Here is a 26,735-nt window from a genome sequence, read left to right as displayed (position 1 = left end):
AGCTTAAATAGTCTTGGGAACAAATTGAGAGAAGCGTGGATATTCAAATTGGGCGAGGCAAGACAGCTCGCAGAGCCTACGGCATTGATGAAATCGCACTAGTCCCTGGACAGCGAACCCTAGACCCCAGATTGGCAGACACTGGCTGGACTATCGGCGGCATTGAGCGGGAAATTCCTATTATCGCTAGTGCGATGGACGGAGTGGTAGATGTGCGAATGGCAGCACTTTTGTCTGAAATAGGTGCATTGGGAGTTCTCAACCTAGAGGGAATTCAAACTCGTTATGCTGATCCGGTGCCAGTACTGGAGCGTATTGTTGCCGTCGGCAAGTCAGAGTTTGTCAACCTCATGCAAGAACTGTATGCCGAGCCGATTAAGCCGGAACTGATTACCCAGCGGATTCAAGAAATTAAAAACCAAGGGGGTATTGCTGCAGTAAGTCTAACCCCAGTGGCAGCATTACGATACGCTGAGGTTGTGGCATCGGCTGGTGCGGATTTGCTGTTTATACAAGCGACAGTAGTATCCACTGCTCACCTTTCTCCAGAGTCAGTCACTCCCCTCGACCTAGCGCAGTTCTGCCAGGAAATGCCCATGCCAGTGGTTTTAGGGAACTGTGTGACTTACGAGGTAGCACTCAACTTGATGAAATCCGGTGCGGCTGCCGTGTTAGTGGGCATTGGTCCGGGTGCGGCTTGTACGTCTCGGGGTGTTTTGGGGGTGGGTGTCCCTCAGGCTACGGCAGTTGCTGACTGTGCTGCTGCCCGTGATGATTATTACCAAGAAACTGGCAACTATGTTCCTGTTATTGCAGATGGGGGTTTAATTACGGGGGGGGACATCTGTAAATGCATAGCCTGCGGTGCCGATGCTGTGATGATTGGCTCTCCCCTTGCCCGTGCTCAAGAGGCACCCGGACGCGGTTTTCATTGGGGAATGGCAACACCCAGTCCGGTTCTTCCTAGAGGAACACGGATTCAGGTGGGCAGCACAGGTACATTAGAACAAATTTTGAGGGGACCTGCCCAACTCGATGATGGCACCCATAACCTTTTGGGGGCGTTGAAAACGAGCATGGGAACCTTGGGAGCTAAAGATATTAAAGAAATGCAGCAAGTCGAAGTGGTTATTGCTCCGTCGCTGCTGACCGAAGGTAAAGTTTACCAGAAAGCCCAGCAATTGGGTATGGGTAAATAAGGCTAGCCGGTCAGGGCAGTTGCTCGTAAAAACTTGTTGGCGTCAGCTACAGATGCTGCCGTTGAAGTAATTGTTCAAAGTGTCTGCCCCTTGATATAGTTTGGCAACATCTCCCTACCAAATTTCAATCAGTCGCTTACAATAGAGGAAGCGGAGACGAATGTTTCCGTTCACTCCTCACACCACACTCCGCCCGGACTGCGTTCGGGCGGTTCCTTTTCTGAAGTTGCTCCGAGTTCAGACCATTCTGAACCCATGAACTTCTCCATTCTTCTGCTTGAATATATATAGGTTTTAATGCAGAGAAGCTGGGTTTTGGCTGTGGTAAAATATACCCAGCTACAAATAAACCTAGAAACACTACACGCAAGGATTTCCAGGCATGTCAACAGCCGTACAAGTTACAGACGCCAGTTTTAAACAAGACGTACTAGACAGTGATGTTCCCGTTTTAGTTGATTTTTGGGCTCCCTGGTGTGGTCCATGTCGGATGGTTGCACCTGTCGTTGATGAAATTGCGCAGCAATATGAAGGTCAGGTGAAAGTCGTTAAGCTCAACACCGACGAGAATCCTAACGTAGCAAGCCAGTACGGTATTCGCAGCATTCCTACCTTGATGATTTTTAAGGGAGGGCAGCGAGTCGATATGGTAGTGGGTGCAGTTCCTAAAACCACGTTGGCAAACACACTAGAAAAGTATCTCTAAATTGATCGCTATTGGCGATCGCTAGTTATAAGGGAGTTAGGCTTGTGGGTGCGGTCAAGATCTACATCCACAATTTTGATCTGGGATGGCACTTGTGTTTGCCCTCCTGGTGCCTGAATGTATGTTTCTCAATTCCACAACATTTCCCCCACTAAATTGAGCTTTAGAGGGGGTCTAGTTTTTTTACAGCGCCGCTGTTACAGAAGTAGGCAGTTCTACGGCAATCTCTTTGCCCAATTTAACTCATATTTTAGATCTCACTGACGATCACAGACAAATCTGGCTAGAATAGAGTGCCGTCAGTGAATGAAGCAATGACTCTATCTCCTTCTGAGAATGCCCTTAAGTCACTTCAAACAGATTTAGCGGCACTCATTGATCATCTCCCCAGCCTGGAACATGGGAAATGGATTCAACGAGCCTTAGGTGTGCTAGTTCGGCTGACTGCAGAAGAAATCGAGCGTCTGGACTGGAAAATTTTAACCTCCTCCCTAGAAGATATGGAGCAGGCATTTCAGGTTTTTTATCCTTATCGCCACGTTCGGAAAGTTACAATTTTTGGTTCAGCACGAATCAGCTCAGATACTCCCGAATATAAGCTGGCAGCAGAGTTTGCCCATTGTTTAACCCAGCACGGATTTATGGTTATGACTGGTGCTGGAGGTGGCATTATGGAAGCCGGTCATCTGGGTGCGGGTTCAGAAAATTCCTTTGGACTTAATATTCAGCTTCCGTTTGAGGGGACCAATTCGTATATCGAAGGGGACTCCAAACTCATGCGGTTCAAGTATTTTTTCACACGCAAACTATTTTTCCTTAAAGAAAGCGATGCAATCACTCTATTTCCAGGTGGCTTTGGCACGCAAGATGAAGGGTTTGAATGCTTAACCCTTTGCCAAACGGGTCGATTGGAACCCGTCCCTCTGGTGCTAATCGATCGACCAGGGGGCAGCTACTGGAAAGACTGGGATGCTTATATTCGCAAGCATCTGATTAAAAACGGTTTAGTCAGCCCAGAAGATACCAGCCTTTATACAATCACTGACAACGTAGATGTCGCTTACGAAGCCATTCATAACTTTTACCGAGTCTATCACTCCAGTCGCTATGTTGGCGATCGCTTCGTGCTGCGTCTTAAATCTGAAATCTCAGATGCTGATGTTGAGCAACTCAATGCTGAGTTTAGTGACCTATTAGTTAAAGGTCAGATTGAAAAAAGTAAGGCTTTACCCGAAGAATTACCTGATGAAACGGCTGAACTTCCACGGTTGATTTTTTACTTTAACCGTAGAGATTCGGGTCGTCTTTATCAACTGCTAGGGGTTATTAATCAGATCGGAGCTGCCTGTGTGGAAGCCACTCATCCAGAACGCAAGTAAGCTACTAAATAGTGACGAAGGGGATAAGGGAAAGTAACCTCTACCTTCCCCCTTTTTTTGTGAAAAATTAAACGTCACTGAAGCAAGAATCGCTATATTTTGTAGCCTAGAATACGGATTTATAGCAAATTATAGCAACTGCCAAGACGATTAGGACATATATGAATATTGATTTTGAATTCTTTTTTGTCGCAGCAAATAACAGTAATTTTTATTGCTTGGAAAAATTAATATTTGCATTTCAATGGGGAATATTTTCTTGAAAACTTTAACCAAAAATACAGAGAAAAATTTATCAAATCTTCAAGAAAACTTTACTAAAAACCTGCTGTAAATCCAACCAATAAGCAGATAAATATTCTTAGAATATAGGAGGCATAAATTTTCAAGACCTACATCCAAAAACGCTTGACTAATCAGAATGTTGCTTGTTTTTAAGCAGTCAACAAATCTGTTTTTTGTGGAATTAAATTACTCAACAGGAGCTAAATAATGAGTCTTTTTGCTGTTGACTTTGACGTTGCCAATAATTGGGGAATTGGCTTCACGGGCAGTATGTCTATTGCGAACACTGGCACCAGTAACTTAAATGGCTGGACGTTGGAGTTTGAAGCTCCTTTCCAAATTACCAACCTCTGGAATGCAGAAATTGTCAGTCGCCAAGGCAATCGCTACACGATACGCAACCTGAGTCATAACGGTGCTCTCCCTGCTGGCGGTAGCCTCTCTTTCGGATTTAACGGTAGTGGTACTGCAACTGAACCCAGCAACTACCTTCTCAACGGGCAGCCGATTAATCCAACTTCACCCCTGCCTACGCTCTCTATTAACGATATAACCATCACTGAAGGCGACGCTGGCACCACTCTCGCCAATTTTGAAGTTACACTCTCCCAAGCCAGTGATAAGCCTGTGACGGTTCAATATGGCACTGCCAATGGTACAGCGACAGCAGGTTCCGACTACACCGCCAAATCCGGCACGCTCACCTTCAATCCTGGTCAAACCACGAAAACAATCAGTGTGTCTGTCAACGGTGACACAGCGGTTGAGAGTAATGAAACATTTAGGGTTAACCTCTCAAGTCCTACCAACGCCGCGATCGCTGATAGTCAGGGAGTCGGTACGATTAACAATGATGACTCAACCTCTCCCCCACCCGGTACACCTATCCGCATTCAAGCGGAAAACTATGTAAGTTTCTTTGATAAAACCTCTGGCAACACCGGGGGGGCATTCCGCTCAGATAGTGTTGATATCCAAGCAACCACGGATGTGGGCGGTGGCTACAACGTCGGTTGGATTCAGCAAGGGGAATGGCTCACCTATAATGTCGAAGTTCCTACCACCGGAACCTATGACATCGTTGCCCGTGTTGCTTCAGCCGTAGAAGGTACGCGCAGCCTAAAGGCTTCGATTGGCGGTCAAAGTAAAACCCTCAACTTTGGTGGTACAGGGGGCTGGCAGTCTTGGCAGAACGTGACAGCTCAAGGGGTGAATCTCAGCGCCGGCAGTCAACAACTGCGCTTGGATATGCTCACCGACTCATTCAATGTCAACTACATTGAACTGGTTCCACGGGGTAGTTCACCCACGCAACCAACTCTTGCAATTAATGATGTAAGTGTCACTGAAGGCGATAGTGGCTCTAAAAACGCGACCTTTACGGTAAGTCTATCAGCCGCTAGCACTGAGGCAGTCAGCGTGAATTACGCCACTGCCAATGGCACAGCCATTGCTGGGTCTGACTATACTGCCAAATCTGGCATCTTGACATTCACCCCAGGGCAAACCAGCAAGACATTCACCGTACCTATCCTCGGTGACACCCTGGATGAGGCGAACGAAACCTTTAAGGTGAACCTCTCCCAAGCCACCAACGCCACCATTGGGGATAGTCAAGGTATCGGCACGATTATCGATAATGATGATTCTGCTCCCGTACTACCCCTGTTATCCATCAATGATGTCAGCGTCACCGAGGGCAACACTGGCACTAAAAATGCTACCTTTACCGTCAACCTTTCAGCAGCTAGCACTCAGGCCATCACGGTTAACTATGGTACTGCCAATGACACAGCTACTGCGGGTTCTGACTACACTGCCAAATCCGGCACGCTGACATTCAATCCGGGTGACACCTCTAAGACCTTTAGCATACCTGTGATTGGTGACACGACAGTGGAGAGCAATGAAACCTTTAAGGTTAATCTCTCCGGAGCCACCAATGCGACAATTGGGGACAGTCAAGGGATAGGAACTATTGTCAACGACGATGCATCTCAACCCCCTCCTCAGCAAGGGGCTTTTAATTATGGGGAAGCGCTTCAGAAGTCTATCTTGTTTTACTACGCTCAACGTTCTGGCGACCTACCTACAACTAATCCTATCCCCTGGCGTGGTGATTCTGCGCTGAATGATGGTGCCGATGTTGGTAGGGACTTGACAGGTGGTTACTACGACGCAGGCGACCATGTTAAGTTTGGCTTGCCTGGGGCTTCATCGCTGACGATGCTGGGTTGGGGCGCGATTGAATACCGAGGTGCTTACCAGCAAAGCGGTCAACTTCCTTCTATCCTTGACTCTATCAAGTGGGGGACAGATTACATTCTCAAAGCTCACGTTACAGATAGTCAAGGCACCAAAGAGTTTTACGGACAAGTTGGAGACGGTAATCTCGACCACGCCTACTGGGGCGCTCCGGAAAACATGACCATGGCGCGTCCATCTTTCAAGATTGACCGTCAAAATCCCGGTTCTGACTTAGCAGGCGAAGCGGCTGCGTCCCTTGCTGCTGCCTCGATTGTTTTCCGACCCACTGATAAGGCTTACGCTGATAAGCTTCTTCAGAACGCCATTCAACTCTACGATTTTGCTGACCAATATCGCGGTAAGTACTCTGATTCTATCCCTGATGCGGGTCAATTCTACAATTCCTTCAGCGGTTACCAAGACGAGCTAGTTTGGGGTGCTACTTGGCTGCACAAAGCAATTGAGGCAAAAGGTAGTACAGATACAAAGTATCTCAACAAAGCCGAGAGTTTGTACCAGGGCATTAATTCAGGATGGACACAATCGTGGGATGATAAATCCTATGGTGCTGGTATCCTGCTCGCTCAAGAAACTGGGAAATCTAAGTATAAGAGTGATGTTGAAAGCTGGCTGAATAACTGGACTCCTGGCGGCAGTATTACTTACACCGACGGTGGACTCGCATGGGTGAGTCAGTGGGGTTCCCTGCGCTACAGTGCAAACACAGCATTCTTGGCTGGTGTATATGCCGATACAGTTAATGACCCCAACGGTAAATACAGTGACTTTGCTGAGGGGCAAATTGACTACATCCTCGGTGACAATCCTAGAAACTTTAGTTACATGGTTGGTTTTGGTGATGATTATGCACTGAACCCCCACCACCGTGCTGCCTCTGGGGTGACTAATATCAGCGATTCCCGCAATAATCTACACACTCTCTACGGGGCGCTTGTCGGTGGTCCTTCTTCACCCAACGATGTTGCTTATGATGACAGGCGCGACGACTACATTAGTAACGAAGTGGCGATGGACTACAATGCTGGGTTAACAGGTGCTTTGGCTAGAATGTACCAGGAATTTGGGGGACAACCACTCGATACCATTGCAGGGGTTAATCTTGATGCCTTGACAGGATTGAGTAGCTCGATTTTGGTAGCGGTCTAGAAGACGACAGGATGGCTGAGGGGATCATCCTGTACTGAGTTAGTTTTGTTAAAACTCAAAAACAATCGTTCTTTAGGGTGTACTACAAATCCTTGCGAATGTCAACTGCCGCGTTGGTTTAGAAACGCGGCTTTTTTCATGGCACTAAGCTGTGATTGACATCCTCATCGCCCTAAAAGTGCGGGGCTTGACCCCCATTTTTCGGAGTCTGACAGAGGAGGGATAGGCAGCTAATTCCTTTTTAGTTCCCATTCAGTAATTGATGCTCTGGTGTGAGTTGAGCATCGGTGCCAGAGGGTAACTCCAAAATCGGTGGAGGCGGTTCTAAGCTTCTTTCCCACGCCTGGATTTGGAGTCGAGCCGCTTCATGAGCTTCTGTATAGGAGGGAATCCTTTTAGCGATCGCAATCGCTTCGGTCACGTTGTACGATGAGCGGTCTTGTGCCATGGCAAGGAGTTGGTAGCTCCAGCGTTCGATTGCGGTTGAGGCTTCTCCCCTAACCTTTGCCGCCTTTGGAACTTGACTTGCAAGGGCAATAGCTTGCGCGATCGCGTCTGGGGTGCCTGGGTTGGCGGTTTGGTAAGCCTGCTGCAAAAGCTCCTGCCCTCGGACTTCTGTTTGCCAACGCCTGATATTATTTTGTGCCTCACTAGAAAGAACCCGTCCTGATTTAATCTGCTGGGCAGCGGAGATCGCACCGTTGAGGTTCCCGGAATTCGCCAGTGTCCTTGCCTGATCAAGATAAGGCTGGTCTTGCATCTGTTGAATGGTACGAGTCCACTCGCTGATTTTTGCTTGCGCTTCCTTGTAAAGGGCGCGACCGGATGTAATGCGACGGGCTTCTTGAACCGCATCTTGCAAGGATGCCAATCCACCAAAACTAGCAAGTTGAGTTGCCCGGTCGAGATAGGGGCGGTCTTCTATCGTCTCAATTTGACGAGTCCATTCTCCAATAGAAGTACGTGCTTCCTGATAGCGGGGATTCACTCTGGGAATTTGTTGGGCTTCGGAAATGGCGAGTCTGAGGTCATTGACTAACCCCGAACTGGCAAAAACTCGCGCTCTCTCGAGCCGTGCTACATCGTCCATTTCTCGCTGCCAGCGGTCGATTAAGTCTTGACTTTCATTGTAGAGCGGGCGATCAGACGTTAGATTTTGCGCCAAAGCTATTGCGACTTCCAAATCCCCAAGATTTCCCGATTCAGCACGAGCTATGGCATTAGCTAGGTCAATCAAGTCTGACTTTACTTCCGGTAACTTGGCGCTATCGGGAATTTTGTTGGCAATATCCAAAGCATTTTGCCACCTGCGCTCTTTGATTTGGTTGAGCGCTAGTTTAAACAGCTTGTTGCCACTTTCAGCAATCAAATCTTGAGCTTCTTTGTAAGCAAAACTCTTGGGAGAGATTTTCTCGGCTTCCTTAATGGCTGCCAAAAGGTCCTCTACTCTCCCACTCTTACTCAATCGATACGCTTTATCCAGTTTTTGGCTGTCTTCTCGAGCGATTTGAATGAGATCGAGGAGTTGGTTGTACTTAAACGTAGCCCAGTGCTGGTTGTCAATAGACGTTAGTTTTACAGCTTCTCTGAACGCTTGATTCCAGTTGGATTCCCTAAGCTGCTCTTCAGCTTTTTCATAAATTGCCTCCGCTTTTGCCCAGATATCTTGCCAGCGATCAATCTGTTGTTTAACTAGCTTTTGAGCAGCGACACCGCTAGGAATGCGTTTGGCAATCTTGATCGCTTCCTCGATCTGACCTGCCTGAAACTTCTGCTCGCCGATTGCCAAGATATCCATCGACCATTGTTCAATATAGCGATTGATTTCCGGGCGCAACGGGTGGTCTTCAGGCAGTGCCGCTACTAGTGCGATCGCTTCTAACAAATCATCCGTTGTTTGCTTGTTGCCAGCGAGTTGAGCGCAGTAGAGGCGCATTGATGCCGAAGCGGTGGGCCAAAAAGTAGACGGACAATTCGGTACGGATGGCAGCTTCAGCAGCAGCGCTACGGCGGTGAATCCCACGCTACCAAAAATCAGAACGATAATAGCTGCCCAAAACTGCCAACTTAAGGAAAAGCGTCCCTTACGATTTCGAGGTTGTTTTGAGGGAGGGGGACTTCCGAGGGTGGATGTGCCTTGGTGTTGCGGCGTTATCTGATTGGCAGGAGACGGGGGAAAAGAGCTGGGTGAAACGTCTGCGTTCAAACGTTCTCTAGGATGTCGCTCCGGAGGACGGCTTTGTCCTTGCCAACCCTTGACATGACCTGGCTTTGCTGATTGCCAAATCGTCCAGCGGTTGGAAATATCTCGATTTCTGGTCATAACTCACTCCACCACTCCCTATGCCTTATCCTACGGGCTTTCATCGCACTCTCAATAGTTGTCATCCTACTCCCCCCAGATGGAAAAAGCTACATCCTTTGAGGAAATATGCAGGTTATAGACTTGTTGTTCTTATTCGGAAACTCCTGAATAGGGAAGGGGGAACAGAAGCCTGTAAAACCCAACCTTTGCAAGAGGTCTAATCTTGTCTTACACCGACTCAGTTCGCAAATCTTCAATCAACCGAGCCAGTTCATTGCTGTTCGCTTGGTAAACTTCCCCGCAAAAATCGCATTTAGCTTCGGCTCCATCATCCTTTTCAATCATATCCTGGAGTTCTGCCTCACCTAGCATCTTCAATGCTCCCAAAACCCGATCAAACGAGCAACGGCAGTCAAAACGCACGAGTTGGACTTCTGGCATCATGACCAAACCCATATCCCCCAAAAGCTCGGTAAAAATCTCTGGTAGGGTTTTGCCTGCTTGCAATAGGGGAGTAAAACCGGAGAGTTTGGCAATGCGAGATTCTAAAATTTGCACAAGGGCTTCATCTCTAGCTGCCTTGGGCAAAACTTGAATGAGTATACCTCCAGATGCTGTCACACCTTCTGGCTCCACAAATACACCAACAACTAGTGCCGATGGGGTTTGTTCGGAAGTAAGCAGGTAATGAGCAATATCATCACCAATTTCGCCAGATGCTAGCTCAACTGTACTGGAATAGGGATAGCCGTAGCCAACATCCCGAACCACATAAAGATAGCCTTCGTGACCAACTGCGCCGCCGACATCCAGTTTACCGCGTTCATTCGGTGGAAGTTCAACGGTTGGATTATCAACATACCCCCTTACGGTTCCATCTAATCTGGCATCGACAAGTATCCCTCCTAATGGTCCGTTACCCTTGATACGAATATTGACCCTCGACCCTTCTCGCTTCATACTAGAAACCAGCAACAGACCCGCTGACATGGTGCGACCGAGGGCAGCGGTAGCAACGTAGGAAAGCTTATGACGCTGTCGGGCTTCTTCGGTAAGGCGCGTGGTGATAACGCCGACAGCTCGAATCCCACCCTCTGCTGCCGTGGCGCGAATTAACTGATCAGCCATGAAAAACCCTTACACTTCTTTACATACTCACTTTCTATTTTAGGTCTGGTCCCTGGTGTGAGTGTGAATCTAGAGTAGACCTCTTGGAAATGTTCGATTTTATCAATTTCTATTCCCTATTCCCAACTTCTGCAAGAAGTCTACGGTTGAGTCAAGTCATTTCCCTATCTCAAAAACTATGCTAGGAACCTTTCAAAAAAGCCATCTCCGCATTGAAGTAGAAGCCTCCGGCAATGCCATCGCCGATAGCTTGTTACAGTCAGACAAATTACGCCAGTGGCTTCTGCCCCAGGGTTTTTCTGCTGGACTACCGGAACAACTCCATCCAGGATTAACCTTTACTACTTGGCTTGGACCCGTCGCCATTCAACATCAAGTGGACGTTGCTCAATCGAACGGTTTGCGCTTGCTCTTGAGTCAGGGAATTGACGGATATCACGAGTGGTGCTGGGGAGAAGGTTGGGTACAGTCCCGCCTAGAAGGGGTATCTTTGCTGCCGCTCAATCTGGGTCAAAGCCTTACTTTGCTGCGGCTGCGGGAATTTATCACAAAGGCGTGAGACTTATAAACGTCGTTTTAAGGGTTTGGGCATAGATATGCCCAGACTGTGGTGAAAATCCTCCTGGACTTTACTGCTCAAGCGGCGCGAAACTTGTCGCACGATTTGCCGCAAAACCCGATCGCCTGTACTTTGAACTAAAGACTGGGGCAACTTTTGGATAAATTTGGGGAACCGTATACGAACGGTTAAATGAAGTTCCCACTCGATACGGGTAACGGTTGGGGGTAGCTCAATTCCCTCAGTATCTTGCTCTCGGAAATACTCGCTACTGGGTATGGCTACGCAGATTTGAGACGCCTGAAAGTCAACCTCATACCCTGGGGGGATGTAATCGGGTACTGGGATGGTTTGAATTCGATAAATTCCATCCTGTTGGGGTAAAAGCTCTAAACCAATCTTCGGTTCTACCTCATATCCAAAGGAGCCAAAGCGTCCAATAACTAAAGCGTAACCATTCTGCCCAAGGGGTTCAGCTTTCATCGGGTGGGCGCAGCGACGAAACCAATTCTGATGGGTGTCCAGATAGGCAGTAACTCGCTCGGGTTCAGCATACATCTCCACGCCATCTTGAAAATACCCGTAAAACTGAGAATACTCGCTGGTCGAGTAAGGAGATTGAGTCACTAAAGTATCAGGCTCTGCCAAGGGGGATAGAACGTGAAACTGGGTTGGCTCTATTTCAATCGATTGCTTGTCAGTGTACTGCGAATGCATATAGGCTCTACTTTAGTCGGTTGCTAGCTGCCACTATTAAGAATTCCCACAGATGCTTGTTTGTTGTACATTCTCACTTTACTTTTCTAGCTTTACGGTAAAGACCAGCACATTGCTAGTATGTTTATCGAAAGTTCATACAATTAAGACAGAGAGAGTTGGCTGCTATCAGAGTGAAGTATCTCGTTTTCTCAGCATAGCCTGAGAGTATGGGAGTCAACTAGAGGTGTTTTAGGAAGATTTGATGAAAGCATTTGTAGCTGGAGCCACGGGTCAGACGGGACGCCGGATTGTTCAAGAGTTAGTGAAACGCAATATTCCCGTCCGCGCTTTAGTCCGCAACTTAGAGAAAGGAAAAGAGGTTCTGCCACCGGAGGCGGAACTCGTCCTGGGAGACGTATTGGAACCCAATAGCCTGAGTGCTGCCATCGGCGACAGTACTGTAATTTTATCGGCTACGGGTGCTAGTCCTAGTTTTGACCCGACGAGTCCTTATAAGGTGGACTATGAAGGCAGTAAAAATTTGGTCGATGTCGCCAAAACAAAGGGCATCGAGCAGTTTGTCATGGTTTCTTCTTTGTGCGTATCCCAATTTTTTCATCCCCTCAATCTGTTTTGGCTGATTTTGGTGTGGAAGAAGCAAGCAGAGGAATACCTCCAGAAGAGCGGCTTGACTTATACGATTGTGCGACCGGGTGGGCTCAAAAATGAAGATAACCCCGATCCTGTAGTCATGTCATCGGCAGATACACTGTTTGACGGTAGTATTCCTCGACGGAAAGTGGCTCAAGTTTGTATAGAGGCGCTCTTGCAAGCGGAGGCGCAAAATAAGATAGTCGAAGTGATTGCTCGTCCAGAGGCTAGCGATCGCAGTTGGCGAGAATTATTTGCTAATGTAGCCTGATGGGTAAAGCGGTGGCTTTGGCGCGATAGGGCACTTCTGGTGACAGAAGTTTTAGCCAAATCGAGAAGTGAAGTGCATCTTAGGGCTATTTTTAAGGCAGAATAAGAATAATTAACATTTGGTACGGTCATCACCCTGGTAGTCACTTAAAACTCCAGGCTAGGAATATCTAGCAATTTGCCATGAAGGGACTCATTAATTGGGTTAAATTATTGGTGATACTCATCGTGCTGTTGGAGCTGCGTGCGGGATATCGACCAAATTTATCAATTTTTAATTCTCCAGGCAGTGGCAACGGCACTCAGCCCTTGGTGATGAAGGGGGGAGACCCCTACATTCGTGCTTTAATGCGAACGATTTCGGCAAGTGAGGCGAATGTATCCCGTCCCTATGCAGTTCTCTATGGGGGCGAGTATGTCTGGGATTTGAGTCATCATCCCGAACGCTGTGTGCCAATTGTAGCCGGACCCAATGTCGGTAACTGTACAACCGCAGCAGGACGGTATCAGTTTATCAACACCACTTGGTACGACAAGGCGAAGCGCTATCACCCCCGACCTTGGGAGTTTTGGCTTTGGAAAAACTATAGCTTTGAGCCGCAATATCAGGATGCAGTGGTTTACGCTTGGTTGAGTGACAAGCAAGCATGGGGCATGGATATTTCGGCGCAACTACAGCAAGGAAGGCTGGAGCGGGTATTGCGGCAGTTATCCGGGACTTGGACGAGTCTGGGCTATGGGATAGAAACGAACGCAATGACTGGCTACTTACCCGGAATTTACCAGCAAATGCTTATCGATGAATTGCGAAAAGCTGGTCAGGTTTAATTAGGTTCTACAATCATGCCCATGAACAAGATTGCTCCTGTCTGATTGTCCCGAATCATGCAGAAAAAGGGGCGGTTAATAATTATCTCGGTATGTGAACCTCTGGTGCCGCCTATCGATGTTACTCCTGATGCTTCAGTGCCTTCTTCATTCACTTCCACAAATGTCTTATGCTTGACTTCGCTCATCGATATAGTTCTGGGAGTCATGGCAGAGAAATCGGCATCTTCCCCAAAAACTACCTCCATTCCCAAGGCTTTGAGAACATTTTTGAGATCGATATCATATTCTAAGCTGAAGCGGGGTAAACCAATCAAAAGGGGTGCTTCATCATACTGGAACTCGTTCATCCAGTTCTCCCAATTCTCCAGATTCAGGTTTTCAGAGACGGTATTGAGACTGACTCCCAAATTGGGGAGAAAGACGTACATACTCAACCGTCTATCTCCATAGGGCAGTTCAATCGCCTGAAATAGATCATTTTGATAGCCCCGAACCGAATAGTAGCTTTCCTGGAACATCATCGGGTGCTGCTTCTGAGTTCCATCTAATAACGTGAATGGACGTTCTACCGTTGCCTCTTTGGGAAATGGATCACTCCAAGTTCCCAGAAAATGGATGGCGTTAATCAGAACAAAAACGGTGCCTGATGTAATGTCTCCTGGATCTACAATCTTGTCGATTTTGTTGTTGGTACTTTCCTGAATCCAAGCGTTGATAATTGATGGCGCTGCGGGATTGCCAAAGTTCAAATTTTGAACTTTAGCCTCGTAAAAGTTCTGGATGTTTTGCAAAAATTCTGGCTTGACAGGTTTACTCTCTGCTGTCCAGAGAGAGTTAGCTATCGAAAGCTGTACATGGGGATCAGCATTTTCCAGGGACGTGTTCAGGGCAGCGTTACCTTCGTTGATTTCCTCGAGACTCATCCCCTCTAATTCCAAGGTTTGAGCCATCACCTGCCGAGTTTCACCGCCAGTGCCATTGTAGGTCATAGCCAGGGCGATCGCTACACTAGAAGGAGAGACAAAAATATTCTCGTTAGGCTGTTGCTTGAGAATCTCCGAAAATAACTTAAAGCTGAACCGATTATCAGCAGCAACCAACTCGGCATTCACGACCGGATTGGAAGTCTGTAGGCTGGTATCTTCTTGGGCATTAGCAGATTCCTTGGCATCTCCCCATCCTACCAAGCTCAGTACGGTCAGAGCTATTGAAGCAGCAACGATAAACCGACTTGTGATTTTCATCCTCAACGTCGATTCGTTGGCAAACGTCCGGCAACTCATACGCTGTATCCTTTTCATTGCCTCTAGCCCTTCACTAGCAACAGTTAGTCGCTCTAATTTTTACAAGATTTATTCAGTAGAATCGGGAAGGACTTTCTTCTAGTGTAGCTTTAGCTTTTTTGAAGAATGGGCTGAAAATTGTGAAGTTTCGGTAAATATTTTGTAGTCTGCTAGATTTAAAACTTTCCCACGTCGATGAGCCTTAAGGTGTAGGGTGCGCAATAGGGGGAATAATCATCCGTTACATCCGTTATCCAATCCATTACCACAGAGGAGAATAATCTTACCCATCGCCCCGAAACTATCTAGCAATTCATGGGCGCGAACTGCTTCAATTAACGGTATTTTATAAGCAATCGCAGGTTTTATTTTTTGTTCACTCAGCAAATTTAATAAAGCGTTTAAATCTTCTTGAAACCAATCAGGATAGCTTTCTTTATCTAACGCAATCGAGTAAAATACACTCATGCGACCATCGGCAAGCAAGTTCAAGAAGGACACTTGCGCTAAACTCGAAACTAATCGGAAAAACCGCCCCCGTTTAAAACCGAGGGTTGACGAAAATCCGTAATTCACTAATCGTCCCTTGGGGCGTAGCGTCCGGTAAGACCGCCCTAAGTAACTCCCACCAATTCCATCAAAAACAACATCTACACCATCGCCCGTAAGTTCCTGAATGCGTTGCACGAAATCATCAGTTTTGTAGTCTATGGGAATTCCCCCCAAACTCGATACAAACTCGTGCTTCCTCTGGGATGCCGTACCGAACATTTCCAACGCTTTCAACTTTCCCAGTTGCAGTAGCGCCGAACCTACCGCCCCTCCTGCACCGTGAATTAAAATACGTTCTCCCCGTTTAACCTTAGCAACTCGGTGCAACATCTGGTAAGCGGCGACGTAACTCAACACCAAGCAAACCGCCTCAATAGGGTCAACCCCCCTAGGCACAGGCACTACATCTTGTGCAGGCAAACAAATATACTCGGCATACCCCCCGATTATGGTCATGGCAACCACCACCTGCCCCACTTTCGGAGTGGATACCCCATCACCCACTTGGTCTACCGTGCCGACAATATCGTAACCCGGAGAAAATGGCACACCGGGCAAATCGGGGTAAAGTCCCTCGCGCATCAACACATCAGTAAACGCAGCACCAGTCGCCAAGACTTTCACGCGCACTTGCCCTGATTGGGGTTCTGGCAGGTTATCTTCAACCACTTGTAAAACGTCTCGACTGCCATGACGAGTGATGACAACACGCTTGTACTTCATTACTAACCCAAGACTAAATGTTAACGCTTCTTCAAAACTACTTTAATACCCTGTTCTGGTCGCAGGGTAATAGACGGTTGCAGTTCAATCGGGTGATTTGGTACGAGTTCTAGTTGATACGTCTGAGCAATTGTTGCAAGTAATAACGTTGCTTCCATCAATGCAAACCCCTTACCAATGCAAATGCGAGGTCCATCGCCAAAGGGAATATAAACTCCCCTAGGAAGCTGCTTTTCTAAATCATTTGCCCAACGTTCTGGTTTAAATACTTCTGCCTCTTCAAAATAGTGTGAATCACGATGCATTACCCATTGACTAATTAGAATCAGGCATCCTTCTGGCACACCATAGCCACCAATTTCACAATCCTTGACCGCTTCCCGACCGAGAAGTGCCACAGGGGGATAAAGCCGCATCGACTCCTTAATTACCCTACTGGTGTATTGCAAGTGAGGCAGGTCTGCAATCGTGGGAGAACGTCCTCCCAAAACCGCTTGTAACTCATCTTGTAATTTAGCTTGCACTTCTGGATGTTGAGATAAAAGCATCCACGTCCACGATAAAGCATTGGCAGTGGTTTCATGCCCTGCTAACATCAGAGTTGCTACCTCATCTCGTAATTGCTTATCGCTCATTTGGCTATTGTCCTCTTCATCACGGGCTTGCATCAGCATTGACAGTAAATCCCCTACTTCTTCTGTGCTGTTGCGCCGTTGATTGATAAGGCTATAAATCGTTTCATCCATCTTTTGGATGGCATTTCTGTAGCGAATATTTTCGGGTCGAGGAAACCATTCCAAAAATAGAAAATTTTGCTTGCGCTTAGACTCAAACCAATCCATCGCCACATCCAACGCCTGGGCAACATTTTTGGCATCACCCTCGGTAACATCTTGGTTAAAAATTGTCTTCATCACAATATTCAACGTGAGGCGCATCATATCGTCATGGACATCACGAGTTTCTCCATCCTGCCAGCTATCCAATAGTCCTTCAGCATAAGCAACCATTACCTCTCCATATCCAGCAATGCGCTTCTGGTGAAATACAGGTTGAACAAGGCGTCGCTGGCGAAACCACGTTTCTCCTTCACTGGTTAAAAGTCCTTCACCCAGCAAGCTGCGTAATGCCCGAAACCCGCGACTCTTGATAAAGGTATCTTGATTTTTTAGAACTTCTTCAATGTAGTCAGGGTTGCTAATCAGACAAGCTTGGGTTAATCCCAACCGCAACGGTACGATACCCCCGTAGTCACGAGCGCATTGGGTTAAGAACCCTAGTGGATCATGACCTAAATCAATAAGGTTTCCGACTAGAGTATTTCCTTCTGGACTGGGTAGTTCAACTATAAATTGACTCATGATAGGTTTTGTTGCTAAGTTTCAACGGTTGTTCAATCAAACTAAAAATGCAGTCAATTTAATTAAATTTGCTCATTTATAGCGGTTCTCATTTACATGAGGTACAGTCCCATTCCCTACTCCCTACTCCCGTTCGGACTTCGGCGTGACCCAACGACCGTCTCAGGGCGGAGACGCTCAGTCGAACGCTGACGCTCACGGTAAAAGCCTACTCCCTGCCTTCATCAGGGTGTACCTCACCAGACTGGGAAATGCTAGAAATTGGAACTAGTATATACTCCTCGGGGGGTAACAGGTAAAAGAGTCTGATAAGGTCAGCCTAAAGAGAGAGGGTAAAATATAGTAATGGGTCTTGATAGTTAGGGGGTATACTTTAAAAAATTTCCACAATTTTTATATGGATTTAACCATTTTTGAGTGCCTTCTTCACTAAATCTGGAATCTGGGAAAGGCGTTCTGCCACAGGGACTTTTGCCTGTTTAAACGCTTCAATTTTATGTTGGGCAGTCGTGGCGCTAGTCACAGGTCCTGATAGCTGGGCAGCAATAATAGCACTGGCGTCACCCAATTGCTTGTCTTCAGGGGTATAGTATCCGGCAATGTAAACAACTACAGGTTTATTAATCGCTTTGGTGATATAGTCAGCCGTGGCTTCTTCGCTACTGCCGCCGGTTTTATCGACTAAAACAATCGCTTTGGTGTCCTTATCCGTTGCCAAAACTTGCAGCCACCGATGGAACGAGGAACCTACAATCGGATCACTGCCTAGGTTTACTCCCATGGACTGCCCGAGTTTTGCCTGAGTTAACGTTAGGGCAACTTCGTAGGTAAGAGGACCGACGCGACTGATTAGCCCTACAGAACCGGGGGTATAAAATTCACTCTCTTGAGTTCCCAGCAAAAGTTTTCCTGGCACAATAATCCCAGAACTACTCGGTCCGACAATGACAGTATCGGTAGCTTGGGCTTTCCGTAGAAGGCGAACCATATCGAGGGGAGGAATACCTCCCGTCACCAGAATAATTTGTGAAATTCCTGCGTCTATTGCTTCTAGGGCAGCATCCAACGCCCGGTAGGATTTTACAAAAATAATCGTCGTATCGACTGATCCGGTTTCTGAAATCGCTTGCTCTACCAAGTCAAACACAGGAATGTCATGAACCTGTTGCCCTCCATGACCGACACTGACTCCAGCCACCAGATTCGTGCCATAGGCTTTCATGCGGGCAGCGTAATATGAACCGAGTGGTTGTGTAATCCCTTGTATCAAAACGTTGCTATCTGGTGTCAAGTTCATAGCGTCATAGATGCAAAGTTCGAGCTTAACAAGAACGGTCAGGTATTGGCAGGCGAGGCACCCTTCAGAGCGATTGCTCTTGTTCAATGGGGTATAGGGAGTATCTCGGGTGCGACTCAGATGAACATCGTCCCCTGATAGTGTCTCGTGCCTCACCTACCTATTTTCAATCAAAGCCTATCAGACGGACTGAGAGCGGACTTAGCCAAGGAGACGGCTTTGGCAACAGCTTGCTCTAAGCTGTCTGTCCAATCGACAGAAAACTCAGTCAAACGTTCTTTTACCGAATCAATTTTCCCACCTCCAACGCGGATCACAAAGTGAGGGAATGCAGTGGCAGGGGTTGATTGTCCGCGAACGGAACGGCTGGGATTGCTGCGACCTCGGCGGGAATCTAATAGTACACCCGTCGGTCTTGGGAGTCGGTTGTCAGCCTTGAGTTCTGGTCTTTGCCCAACTGTAGAAAGCAGGTAATTGGCAATCACCTCAGCTACAGCTTCGCTAGCAGCAGCGCTGCTCAAAATATTCACCAATACAACTTGAATACCGCGAGTCTCTATAAATTGCTGTAGCGCTCTTTGCAGTTGTTGTACAGGAGAAGACTGCAACTGCAAATCCCAACTGGCATAACCGTCTGCGACTAAACAACTGGCTGGCTTTCCTTTGGCTTGATACACTAAATCTAGGGTTGCAGCCGCCAAACAGGTGCTGTTACAGAGAATGCCAATATTGCCTTCACAGTCAGTCCATTTCAGTTCAGTGGGTTGGGAGGTGAGCTGTAATCGGTCTGTTAGGCTCGATACCCGATTTAGCAACTCCAAATGACGACCTAAGGCGTTGTCGTTGACTGCAATTTTGCCGTCTAGAGCCATGACTTCACCCGTGGAACTGACAGCAAGGGGATTAATTTCCACTAAGTCTAGGTCTTTTTGAACAAAAAGCTGATACATCTTCTGCACGATTTCACTGACGGACTCGATGATCTCTCCTTGGAGTCCCATTTGGAAAGCCAGACGCCGCGCATAAAAGGGAGAAAACTCTCGCTCGACTACGATTCGTTGCATATGCGCCATGACTCCTTCGACATGAATGCCTCCTTGAGAAGAACCCAATAGAACCGGACGCCCGAGTGCATAGTCGAGGATAACTGCCAGATAAAATTCCTTCTGGGCGTCGTAGTGGGATTCCGCCAGCAGGACTTTCGGGTACTGACCGAGAATCGGCAGGTTGAAAATTGCCCGCGCTGCGGCGATCGCATCAATGGTATTTTCTACTAATCGGATACCACCTGCTTTCCCTCGTCCCCCTTTTGGGACTTGAGATTTGAGTACCACCGGATAGGGAATCTCCAAACGCTTCAAGTCTCTGGGATGGTCGATGCGCTGAGCCGATAGAACAGGAATGCCTATCTCACGAAATAATTCCTTGGCTTGATATTCCAGTAAATCCATGAATGGGGTCTTAAGAATGGGTTTTGCCGTAACATTTAACGCTCTTAATCTTTAACGTTACAAAAAACCTCACCGAACGGGATGCTGGGAAGCGGGGGCGCTGGGGAGCCGCTTAGTCCTGAATGTCTCACCAGTCAACCAATCAGTGGTGGGAAAGGTAGGGAAGTAATAGCAGCTCATTCGTCCTTTTCTCTCTCCCCCATCTCCCCACTCCCTGAAAACTAGTCTGAACTCCTTTCATTCGTGTTATTGTTTGCCCAGTTCTCGAATAAATAGGAACGCCATCTGTGTTTCCCATTAGCGATGATAATCCGACGCGGATAACCCCTTATGTTACCTATGCGCTGATTGCTATCAATATTGTGGTCTTTATCCACGAGCTGAGTCTGGCTCCACCCCAGCTCAATGAGTTCTTCGAGCTCTATGCTGTTGTTCCTCAGGAGTTAACGGCAAGCTTTAGAGGCATTCCCGTCAATCAGCCTGTGCCGGAACCCCTGACATTAGTGACATCCCAGTTCCTCCACGGTGGTTTTTTGCATATTGGCGGTAATATGTTGTTTTTGTGGATTTTTGGCAACAATATTGAAGATCGACTAGGGCCTATCAAATACATAATCTTCTATATTACTTGCGGCATCTTAGCGGCTTTGTCTCAGTACATTTTCGCAACTCAATCGGCAATTCCTTCCTTAGGAGCCAGTGGCGCTATTGCTGGAGTCATGGGTGCCTATATTCTGAAATTTCCCCAAGCACAAATCAATACCTTAGTATTTTTGGGCTTTTTTATCACAAGTATTAGAATACCGGCGTTTTTTTCTTGGGGTTCTGGTTTGTGCAACAAGCCTTCAGTGGTGTTGCTAGTGTCGGTGTAACTACTGATGTGGGTATGGATACTGGTGGCATCGCTTACTGGGCTCATGCTGGCGGCTTTGTTTTCGGTGCAATTCTCGCTCCCTTACTGGGCTTATTTTCTGAAGAAGAACGATAGGAACTCCCCCATGCCCTTGTGGATGAGTCTGAGCAGAGCATCAAGTTCCATAATGAGAGAAATATAAAAGACGGCTTTTTTTGATCGAGAACCAATAAACTGGTAATAATGATTTGTATTAAAAAATGAAGGCTAGAGCCTTACTTGGGTACATTGCCAGCCTAACCCTATGGGGCAGTGTCTTACTACTGGCAACAGTTATAGCTCCGATTTCTGCTGTAGCTGAAGAGACATCAGCAATTCGGAAAGTGGTGCTGCTCGATTTGCTCGAGAGAGGGGGAGTTTCTGCGATCGCTGCTGAAGTCACTACAATTACATGGGTTGATTCCTATGCCCTTGCCAACTGGTTTTGGGGACAAAGTGAAGGGGAAACAGTTCTGATTAACGAAAACGAGCAGTGGCGAGTTATTGTGACAAGTCGCGGCACCCTCGCCCCTAGCACACTTGTCCAGTATGGCATTCCCCGTGATATGGCTCGCACGTTAGTCAGTCGTGCTCGAGGCGCACCAGCAGAACAACCCCCTGTAGCTAATCTATTTGCTGAACAATTGCCACAACTCCAGCAACAAACAGATGTGCCAATTTTTTTACCCAGTGAACTGCCGCCGTTCAAACAACAGATTTATGTAAACAGTTATGCTGGGCGCAACGCCTACAGCATTGCTTTACGTTTGCAGCAAAATTGTGATGGAATTCCAGCTTGTACCCTTGGTTCATTTAGCGCCAAGCCAGTGGATTCAGCCTATTCTCCGGTAGATTGGTTGACTCAAGAAATTCTTCTGGCTAAGGGCATCCAGGGATACTTTACACCGAGCAGATGCAATAGTTTCTGTCTGCCATCTACCCTTGAATGGGTGTGGAAAGGTATGACTTATCGGATTGAGTTGAAAGGGATTGGCAGGAATGTCACTGAGGAGGAAGCGGTTATGAGTGCGATCGCCAATTCTGCCATAGAAGCTGGGGCACGATAACTTGAAGAGGGATTTACCCTAATTTACCTTGTGCTTTGAGAGTTTGCCTAATTCTGGACTGAGCCACTTTATCATTAGGATGACGCTGAAGGGCTTTTCGCCATACAGCAAGAGCTTCTTCCGATTTGCCTTGTTGGTTTAAAGCGTCTCCAAAATACCAATAAGCGTCTGGTTTTTTAATATCGAGACGAATTGCCGTTTGATACTGGTGCATGGCTTCCTCTAACTCGCCTGTCGCTATCAGGATGTTGGCTAAGTTAAGATGAGCTACAGCATTATCAGGATTTTCTTTTGTTAGGATTCGATACTCTGCGATCGCCTCGTCTAATCTGCCTTGCCTGGAAAGTATCAACCCTACCTGAAAAGGAATCTCTGTATTTTTAGGATTGCGGCGAATTAATTGTTGAAAAACAGGGAGTGCTTCTTCTAATTTTCCTTGCTGAATCAAGGCGTCTGCCAATTTCAAATAGGCATCTGGATTTTTAGGCGATCGCTCCATTAGTTCCCAGAATACAGCAATAGCTTCATCTAGCTTGTTTTGGGCTACCAAAGCATTTCCCAGCAACAAGCGTACCATGTCGTTACTGCCTTGTCGTTCCCTAACTCGGCGAAAGGCGGCTTCTGCACCTGGGTAGTCTTTTTGTTCGTAAAGCGTGACGCCTTTTTGGAAAAGGGATGAGATAGCGATCGCTTTCCAAAGGAAAAAACCAATAAGCGTTAGGCAAATCCCCACGGCAGCAGCAGCAATAACATCAATCTGTTGAGAGGTATCAACCATCCGGGGTACTCCAGGGCTTATATAATTTTAGCGAAAATATAGATAGAGAAGTTCTGTGTCATTTTTGTTGACGCTGCTTTATTTGGGAATTAAGGATATTCGTTTGGGACTAACGTTACCTGCGTTTATTTCTCTTAATGTTTTCCAGTTGTTATCGGAGAAGTATCAGTTGAAGGCGATTACAGCGGTTTTCAAGTTAATAGACTACATACATGACCCCCCTAGCCCCCCTTATCAAGGGGGGGACTGTACCACACCGACTCGCAAAGTGCTGTACAGCACCGGATGAGGATTTGGCGGCTTGTTTGAGTTGAGTTAGTTAGGTGAGGGGGTGTGGCTTTTGTTGCACCCCTTTTGTGGGTATTTTGGGTTTTGTAGTGTTAGTTCAAGGTGGGGGATGGGCGGGTCAAATTACAGTGTATATCACAGCTCTATTACACCTGCTATTAACTTCCAACACGGAGCTTCGCCCTCCCACTCAGGATAAGGTTGATAAGGCATACTGAGACTCACAGTTACCAAACAGTTATTTTTAGGTTGATATCCGGCATTTAGTTTGTCAACAAAAACTGGGTCTGTTATCTTTGCATCTTTCAAACATTGGCCATTAGCAGTTTGAAGATTACCTCGCCACTTATTAAACTCACTGTTTTTAGCAGAAAAGCTGACACTGTGAACTAATTGAAGGGTACGACGTTGATAAATACGTAGGCAATCTCATCACCTTGAAGCTTATAAGCTTTTTCTAAACACTCCTCTCTTGTTAACAAGTTACTAAATTCCTTGTCAAATAAAGAGAGTTGAACTGGTTCTCCCTTAATGTTAAAACCATGCTTATTGAGCATTCTATCTTCTAGGTCATAATGAGACTCTAACTCGCCATTCTTCAAAATGTGATTAATATGTAAGTTAAACTGACATAAATGCTGACAAACTAAGATAGCTCTGTGACAGATTAAAGGATCTTGCTCCGCACACATTAATGTAATTCTGTGTTTCTTTAATCCTTTTAAAACCTTTTGAATTCCCTCATGGAATGTCTCAGTTGCAGCAATCTTATCGTAAACGGCTTTTCCATCGATATAGCACTCTGGGTTGTTGGATCTTGCGCCTAGTTCTTGTCCCAAAAATACATAGTGAATTCTTTCCCTTGATAGAGCTTCTTTCAACTCTTTGCGTTTGAAGTGTGGCAAGAAACGGCTGTATGGATGTGAGCGCACATCAGCAAGAGCAGTTACCTCGTGTTGCTGTAGTAAAGAGATAAAACCTTCTATTGTGTGGTTAGAGTGACCAATAGTGAACAACTCCATCAATACTTGCTCCTCAGAAGGTTAGTTTTGCAACTTAGCTTGTCGGCACGGGAAAGATTTTTGAGAGTGGGAAGAAGCTCTGTTACCGTCATATTAGTTCAGCCTAGGTTATCTAGTCCAATTTTAAGCCAGTAAACACGCTGCCGGAAAAATCAGATATTCCAAGAAAAAGAGTTTCCAGATAAATTGATAAAAACTAGCGATCGCACCTTTATCTTGCAAGTCTACCGATTGACTGCGCCACCACAAAAGAATTAAGGCTGCTAAGTGAGTAATACCCAGAAATAGGGGATTAACCGCAGAAAGCAATAAAACACCAGCTAGAATAATGCCTACATAGCAGGCAGTGATCACCCACCGTGCTAGGTTAAACACGGTTTGCTTACCCAATCGAATCGTAAAGGTGTTGATATTGTATTGTTTGTCACCCTTCATATCAGGGACATCTTTGAAAATAGCGATCGCAACAGTAAAGACTAAAACAAACAACGTCAGCGCCCATACCGCAGGCGTCGGTATCATGACATTTCCCTGCAACACCCAGCTAAAATGCAAAAACAGTCCTAAATTGACAACGGCTCCCCGCACCGAAAAAATGCATAGTGCTGCCCAAAAAGGAAACCGCTTCAACCGAATCGGCGGCAGTGAATAAGCGGTGCCAATCGCTAAACTAATACTAACCATCAAGAATAACCACTCACCCAGACAGCCCGCCAAGAGGAGTGCTAAGATACCGGTGAGAGCGATAATAAGCTTGGCTTGCTGTCGGGAAAACTCACCCGCTGCAATGGGAAGATGGGGTTTATTGATCTGGTCAATTTCCACATCTTCAAGTTGATTGAGTCCGACAATATAGACATTGCCACACAAGCAGGATATCCAAGTTCCCAGCAATTGCCCTAAATTCTGAGAGGATAGCCCACTGCCAGTCATGGCTAGAGCAATTAGATACAAAGCTAAGACACTCAGACTAGTGCCTGCGATAGTGTGAGGGCGAGAAAATTTCCACAGGGCATAGAGCCAGTCAGTTGGTTGTTTAAGGGGATTGAGGGATGAATGGGTAGAGGTTTGCGAAGAAAGTTGACTCATCAATAGCGATAGGTGAGGGGTTCGGAAACTTAGAGCAAAGTGGGTCAGGAAAATTCTACCTTAGTAGGAGTAAGAGAATCACGGTTTGTTGTCGAAGTGTCCTAAGTGTGGGGCGAGGTTTAAGATTTCGGCGTTTTGGGAGGATGGGTGTTGCGATCGCTCTCGGTTGCCTTTTGGGGGGATGAGTCCCTATCAGAAAGCTATTTGAGCAAAGTATTTTTCTTGATTAACGGTTGCTGAGGGATGGCGATTGGGCAGGCTGATGACTTCATCAGCTAGTTTAGTTCCTGCTAGTCCGGTTTCGCAGGCGGAGAGGATGACGAGGCGGATGCCGTTGAGCTTGAGGTCGAGGAGGTCACGCAGGGTTAGGATGGCTGCTTCGCCTTGACCCGTCATGGCAAGACCACTGTTGATGGGTTCTAGCAGGTTAGCTTTGCCGTGGCAGGAACAGTGCAAAACGTTGTGATCGGGTAATGCAGCGAGAATGGCTTCTCTGGTTGCTTGTTCGTGACTGAGAACGTTGTGGTTTGGGAAAGAAGCGATCGCAGATTGAACTTCTCGTTTTGAGCTGGGCAGGGGATTAGCGCCCTCATGTTTGGGTTCATCAATTGCTAATGTGGCAGATCTATCTGTTAAATCTGTCACTTCTAGTATGAATTCACACGCTGAGAATGTCTTTCCGGAGCGGGAAAATCACCATGCTCTGACTAGCTATTCCACCGGGGAGCCTATCCAAGTTCAGTGCTTCCGCCCGCCAATGGAACAGAATAATAGCTTAATTTAGGGAAAGATTAGGGAAGTTTATCCTTCCCTGAGCTGAATCCAGGGCGAACGACGGGACTCGAACCCGCGAGTGGTGGAACCACAATCCACTGCCTTAACCACTTGGCTACGCTCGCCATCCAGTTTCCTAGTATAGCATCTTGCAAAAAAATTAAGAAGCCAAACTAAAAATAAAAAAAAGCTCGCCCACTCCCGTTCGGACTTCGGCGTGACCCTTTGACAGGTCTTAGGCGGAGACGCTCAGTGTTCACTGAGGCTTCTCGAAGTGTCGAACGCTGACGCTCACGGCAAAAGCCCACTCCCCCTACCATTAGTTAAAACAGTACTATGAAACCATTACAAATTTTGGCGGCAGTGGGGGGAGTAACACTGGTAGTGCTAGGAACAGTACTGGGACTGACGAACCCAAACCAGGAGGCTTACGAGCAGTATGCTGTCGAACAGCTATCACTCTACCTCAAAGATGAGGTTTGCAAGCAAGCTCCTACAAAGCTGGGGTTCCTTCAGCTAGATTCCGAGATTGTACAGCGTCAGTGTCGCTCCCTCGTAGACACCGGACGCCCGCAGATTCAGGGAATTATTTCTGAAACGACAGAGCGACAAAACTGGTTATTGTTTAGCATTTACCGCACGGATTTAGATATCAATTCCTTATTACCCGCTTATGAGTTTGAAACCTTGGGAGTTTTTCAAAAATTTTATACCTACCAAGCCAGGCAAAAG

The 26,735-nt window shown here is 46.8% G+C and carries 22 protein-coding genes, 1 tRNA gene and 2 pseudogenes; 11 read left to right on the top strand and 14 right to left on the bottom strand.

All coding sequences use genetic code 11. The features are described from left to right. Positions 1–35: 35 nt before the first annotated feature. From IQ257_RS21115 to IQ257_RS21100, 4 genes are all read left to right on the top strand, one after another. Positions 36–1,199: a GuaB3 family IMP dehydrogenase-related protein gene (locus tag IQ257_RS21115; protein WP_193876179.1), complete on the top strand. Its 1,164-nt coding sequence runs from the start codon at positions 36–38 to the stop codon at positions 1,197–1,199. 382 nt (positions 1,200–1,581) lie between these two features. Continuing rightward, a complete protein-coding gene (trxA, locus tag IQ257_RS21110; protein WP_193876181.1) occupies positions 1,582–1,905 on the top strand; it encodes a thioredoxin in 324 nt (107 codons plus the stop codon). Positions 1,906–2,219: 314 nt separating this feature from the next. After that, positions 2,220–3,284, top strand: a complete 1,065-nt coding sequence (locus IQ257_RS21105; RefSeq protein WP_193876183.1) for an LOG family protein — start codon at positions 2,220–2,222, stop codon at positions 3,282–3,284. Between the two features lie 492 nt (positions 3,285–3,776). Then, positions 3,777–6,983, top strand: a complete 3,207-nt coding sequence (locus IQ257_RS21100) for a glycoside hydrolase family 9 protein (RefSeq protein ID WP_193876185.1) — start codon at positions 3,777–3,779, stop codon at positions 6,981–6,983. Between the two features lie 241 nt (positions 6,984–7,224). Here the strand turns inward: IQ257_RS21100 and IQ257_RS21095 are convergent, their stop codons facing one another. Both IQ257_RS21095 and hslO read right to left on the bottom strand, forming a co-directional pair. Beyond that, positions 7,225–9,306 carry a chromosome segregation ATPase gene (locus tag IQ257_RS21095; protein ID WP_193876187.1) on the bottom strand — a complete coding sequence of 694 codons (2,082 nt, stop codon included), beginning with the start codon at positions 9,304–9,306 and terminating at the stop codon, positions 7,225–7,227. 210 nt (positions 9,307–9,516) lie between these two features. Then, positions 9,517–10,416, bottom strand: a complete 900-nt coding sequence (hslO, locus tag IQ257_RS21090; RefSeq protein ID WP_193876189.1) for an Hsp33 family molecular chaperone HslO — start codon at positions 10,414–10,416, stop codon at positions 9,517–9,519. Positions 10,417–10,594: 178 nt separating this feature from the next. On the opposite strand from hslO, the gene IQ257_RS21085 reads away from it, so the two are divergent. After that, a complete protein-coding gene (locus IQ257_RS21085) occupies positions 10,595–10,975 on the top strand; it encodes a hypothetical protein (protein WP_193876191.1) in 381 nt (126 codons plus the stop codon). A gap of 3 nt (positions 10,976–10,978) precedes the next feature. On the opposite strand, the gene IQ257_RS21080 is transcribed toward IQ257_RS21085, so the two are convergent. After that, entirely contained in the window at positions 10,979–11,692 is a 714-nt protein-coding gene (locus IQ257_RS21080; RefSeq protein ID WP_193876193.1) for a DUF1997 domain-containing protein, read from the bottom strand. A gap of 244 nt (positions 11,693–11,936) precedes the next feature. Between IQ257_RS21080 and IQ257_RS21075 the strand changes: the two genes are divergently transcribed. Further along, a complete protein-coding gene (locus IQ257_RS21075) occupies positions 11,937–12,596 on the top strand; it encodes an SDR family oxidoreductase (protein ID WP_193876195.1) in 660 nt (219 codons plus the stop codon). A 182-nt stretch (positions 12,597–12,778) separates the two neighbouring features. Then, positions 12,779–13,423, top strand: a complete 645-nt coding sequence (locus IQ257_RS21070) for a glycoside hydrolase family protein (protein ID WP_193876197.1) — start codon at positions 12,779–12,781, stop codon at positions 13,421–13,423. Here IQ257_RS21070 and IQ257_RS21065 read toward each other — a convergent pair. From IQ257_RS21065 to IQ257_RS21045, 5 genes are all read right to left on the bottom strand, one after another. Next, complete coding sequence (locus tag IQ257_RS21065) at positions 13,420–14,709, bottom strand: serpin family protein (RefSeq protein WP_228060889.1); 1,290 nt, start codon at positions 14,707–14,709, stop codon at positions 13,420–13,422. The two genes, IQ257_RS21070 and IQ257_RS21065, sit on opposite strands and share 4 nt — an antisense overlap. 234 nt (positions 14,710–14,943) lie before the next feature. Next, positions 14,944–15,984: a medium chain dehydrogenase/reductase family protein gene (locus tag IQ257_RS21060; RefSeq protein WP_193876199.1), complete on the bottom strand. Its 1,041-nt coding sequence runs from the start codon at positions 15,982–15,984 to the stop codon at positions 14,944–14,946. A gap of 20 nt (positions 15,985–16,004) precedes the next feature. Next, the gene (locus IQ257_RS21055) at positions 16,005–17,345 is read right to left on the bottom strand and encodes a cytochrome P450 (RefSeq protein ID WP_193876201.1); all 1,341 of its coding nucleotides are present in this window, start codon (positions 17,343–17,345) and stop codon (positions 16,005–16,007) included. Between the two features lie 403 nt (positions 17,346–17,748). Continuing rightward, a complete protein-coding gene (locus tag IQ257_RS21050) occupies positions 17,749–18,642 on the bottom strand; it encodes a succinate--CoA ligase subunit alpha (RefSeq protein ID WP_193876219.1) in 894 nt (297 codons plus the stop codon). A gap of 170 nt (positions 18,643–18,812) precedes the next feature. After that, positions 18,813–20,093: an ATP-grasp domain-containing protein gene (locus IQ257_RS21045; protein ID WP_193876203.1), complete on the bottom strand. Its 1,281-nt coding sequence runs from the start codon at positions 20,091–20,093 to the stop codon at positions 18,813–18,815. Positions 20,094–20,380: 287 nt separating this feature from the next. On the opposite strand from IQ257_RS21045, the pseudogene IQ257_RS21040 reads away from it, so the two are divergent. Together IQ257_RS21040 and IQ257_RS21035 are read left to right on the top strand one after the other, a co-directional pair. Then, positions 20,381–21,081, top strand: a pseudogene (locus IQ257_RS21040) (rhomboid family intramembrane serine protease). 125 nt (positions 21,082–21,206) lie between these two features. Beyond that, the gene (locus tag IQ257_RS21035) at positions 21,207–22,052 is read left to right on the top strand and encodes a hypothetical protein (RefSeq protein ID WP_193876205.1); all 846 of its coding nucleotides are present in this window, start codon (positions 21,207–21,209) and stop codon (positions 22,050–22,052) included. Between the two features lie 13 nt (positions 22,053–22,065). Here the strand turns inward: IQ257_RS21035 and IQ257_RS21030 are convergent, their stop codons facing one another. Then, positions 22,066–22,830 (bottom strand): tetratricopeptide repeat protein, encoded by a 765-nt coding sequence (locus IQ257_RS21030; RefSeq protein WP_193876207.1) that lies wholly within the window; start codon positions 22,828–22,830, stop codon positions 22,066–22,068. A gap of 55 nt (positions 22,831–22,885) precedes the next feature. Here IQ257_RS21030 and IQ257_RS21025 point away from each other — a divergent pair. After that, positions 22,886–23,119: pseudogene (locus IQ257_RS21025) on the top strand (hypothetical protein); the annotation flags it as partial. 134 nt (positions 23,120–23,253) lie between these two features. Here the strand turns inward: IQ257_RS21025 and IQ257_RS31625 are convergent. The 5 genes from IQ257_RS31625 to IQ257_RS21005 form a co-directional block, all read right to left on the bottom strand. Beyond that, positions 23,254–23,535 carry a dual OB domain-containing protein gene (locus IQ257_RS31625; RefSeq protein ID WP_416207933.1) on the bottom strand — a complete coding sequence of 94 codons (282 nt, stop codon included), beginning with the start codon at positions 23,533–23,535 and terminating at the stop codon, positions 23,254–23,256. Beyond that, positions 23,508–24,140 (bottom strand): DUF488 family protein, encoded by a 633-nt coding sequence (locus tag IQ257_RS21020; RefSeq protein WP_193876209.1) that lies wholly within the window; start codon positions 24,138–24,140, stop codon positions 23,508–23,510. Before IQ257_RS21020 ends, IQ257_RS31625 begins: the two co-directional genes overlap by 28 nt. 123 nt (positions 24,141–24,263) lie before the next feature. Continuing rightward, entirely contained in the window at positions 24,264–25,229 is a 966-nt protein-coding gene (locus tag IQ257_RS21015; RefSeq protein ID WP_193876211.1) for a homogentisate phytyltransferase, read from the bottom strand. A gap of 192 nt (positions 25,230–25,421) precedes the next feature. Further along, positions 25,422–25,874 carry a CHAT domain-containing protein gene (locus tag IQ257_RS21010; RefSeq protein ID WP_193876213.1) on the bottom strand — a complete coding sequence of 151 codons (453 nt, stop codon included), beginning with the start codon at positions 25,872–25,874 and terminating at the stop codon, positions 25,422–25,424. Between the two features lie 181 nt (positions 25,875–26,055). Continuing rightward, positions 26,056–26,128, bottom strand: a tRNA-His gene (locus IQ257_RS21005). A gap of 211 nt (positions 26,129–26,339) precedes the next feature. Between IQ257_RS21005 and IQ257_RS21000 the strand changes: the two genes are divergently transcribed. Continuing rightward, on the top strand, positions 26,340–26,735 hold a 396-nt coding region (locus IQ257_RS21000; protein ID WP_193933188.1), incomplete at its 3' end, for a DUF4359 domain-containing protein.

This window comes from Coleofasciculus sp. LEGE 07092 (assembly GCF_015207375.1).
Lineage (GTDB): Bacteria > Cyanobacteriota > Cyanobacteriia > Cyanobacteriales > Coleofasciculaceae > LEGE-07092.
This window is presented reverse-complemented; position numbering and strand designations above follow the sequence as displayed.

Excerpts from the sequence above, each read along its gene's own strand:
- IQ257_RS21030 (WP_193876207.1), bottom strand. The coding sequence starts at position 22,830 with ATGGTTGATACCTCTCAACAGATTGATGTTATTGCTGCTGCTGCCGTG.
- IQ257_RS21055 (WP_193876201.1), bottom strand. The coding sequence starts at position 17,345 with ATGAGTCAATTTATAGTTGAACTACCCAGTCCAGAAGGAAATACTCTA.
- IQ257_RS21080 (WP_193876193.1), bottom strand. The coding sequence starts at position 11,692 with ATGCATTCGCAGTACACTGACAAGCAATCGATTGAAATAGAGCCAACC.
- IQ257_RS21065 (WP_228060889.1), bottom strand. The coding sequence starts at position 14,709 with ATGAGTTGCCGGACGTTTGCCAACGAATCGACGTTGAGGATGAAAATC.
- IQ257_RS21095 (WP_193876187.1), bottom strand. The coding sequence starts at position 9,306 with ATGACCAGAAATCGAGATATTTCCAACCGCTGGACGATTTGGCAATCA.
- IQ257_RS21105 (WP_193876183.1), top strand. The coding sequence starts at position 2,220 with ATGACTCTATCTCCTTCTGAGAATGCCCTTAAGTCACTTCAAACAGAT.
- IQ257_RS21015 (WP_193876211.1), bottom strand. The coding sequence starts at position 25,229 with ATGAGTCAACTTTCTTCGCAAACCTCTACCCATTCATCCCTCAATCCC.
- hslO (WP_193876189.1), bottom strand. The coding sequence starts at position 10,416 with ATGGCTGATCAGTTAATTCGCGCCACGGCAGCAGAGGGTGGGATTCGA.
- trxA (WP_193876181.1), top strand. The coding sequence starts at position 1,582 with ATGTCAACAGCCGTACAAGTTACAGACGCCAGTTTTAAACAAGACGTA.
- IQ257_RS21050 (WP_193876219.1), bottom strand. The coding sequence starts at position 18,642 with ATGAACTTGACACCAGATAGCAACGTTTTGATACAAGGGATTACACAA.
- IQ257_RS21070 (WP_193876197.1), top strand. The coding sequence starts at position 12,779 with ATGAAGGGACTCATTAATTGGGTTAAATTATTGGTGATACTCATCGTG.
- IQ257_RS21045 (WP_193876203.1), bottom strand. The coding sequence starts at position 20,093 with ATGGATTTACTGGAATATCAAGCCAAGGAATTATTTCGTGAGATAGGC.
- IQ257_RS21020 (WP_193876209.1), bottom strand. The coding sequence starts at position 24,140 with ATGGAGTTGTTCACTATTGGTCACTCTAACCACACAATAGAAGGTTTT.
- IQ257_RS21060 (WP_193876199.1), bottom strand. The coding sequence starts at position 15,984 with ATGAAGTACAAGCGTGTTGTCATCACTCGTCATGGCAGTCGAGACGTT.
- IQ257_RS21075 (WP_193876195.1), top strand. The coding sequence starts at position 11,937 with ATGAAAGCATTTGTAGCTGGAGCCACGGGTCAGACGGGACGCCGGATT.
- IQ257_RS21100 (WP_193876185.1), top strand. The coding sequence starts at position 3,777 with ATGAGTCTTTTTGCTGTTGACTTTGACGTTGCCAATAATTGGGGAATT.
- IQ257_RS21035 (WP_193876205.1), top strand. The coding sequence starts at position 21,207 with ATGAAGGCTAGAGCCTTACTTGGGTACATTGCCAGCCTAACCCTATGG.
- IQ257_RS21085 (WP_193876191.1), top strand. The coding sequence starts at position 10,595 with ATGCTAGGAACCTTTCAAAAAAGCCATCTCCGCATTGAAGTAGAAGCC.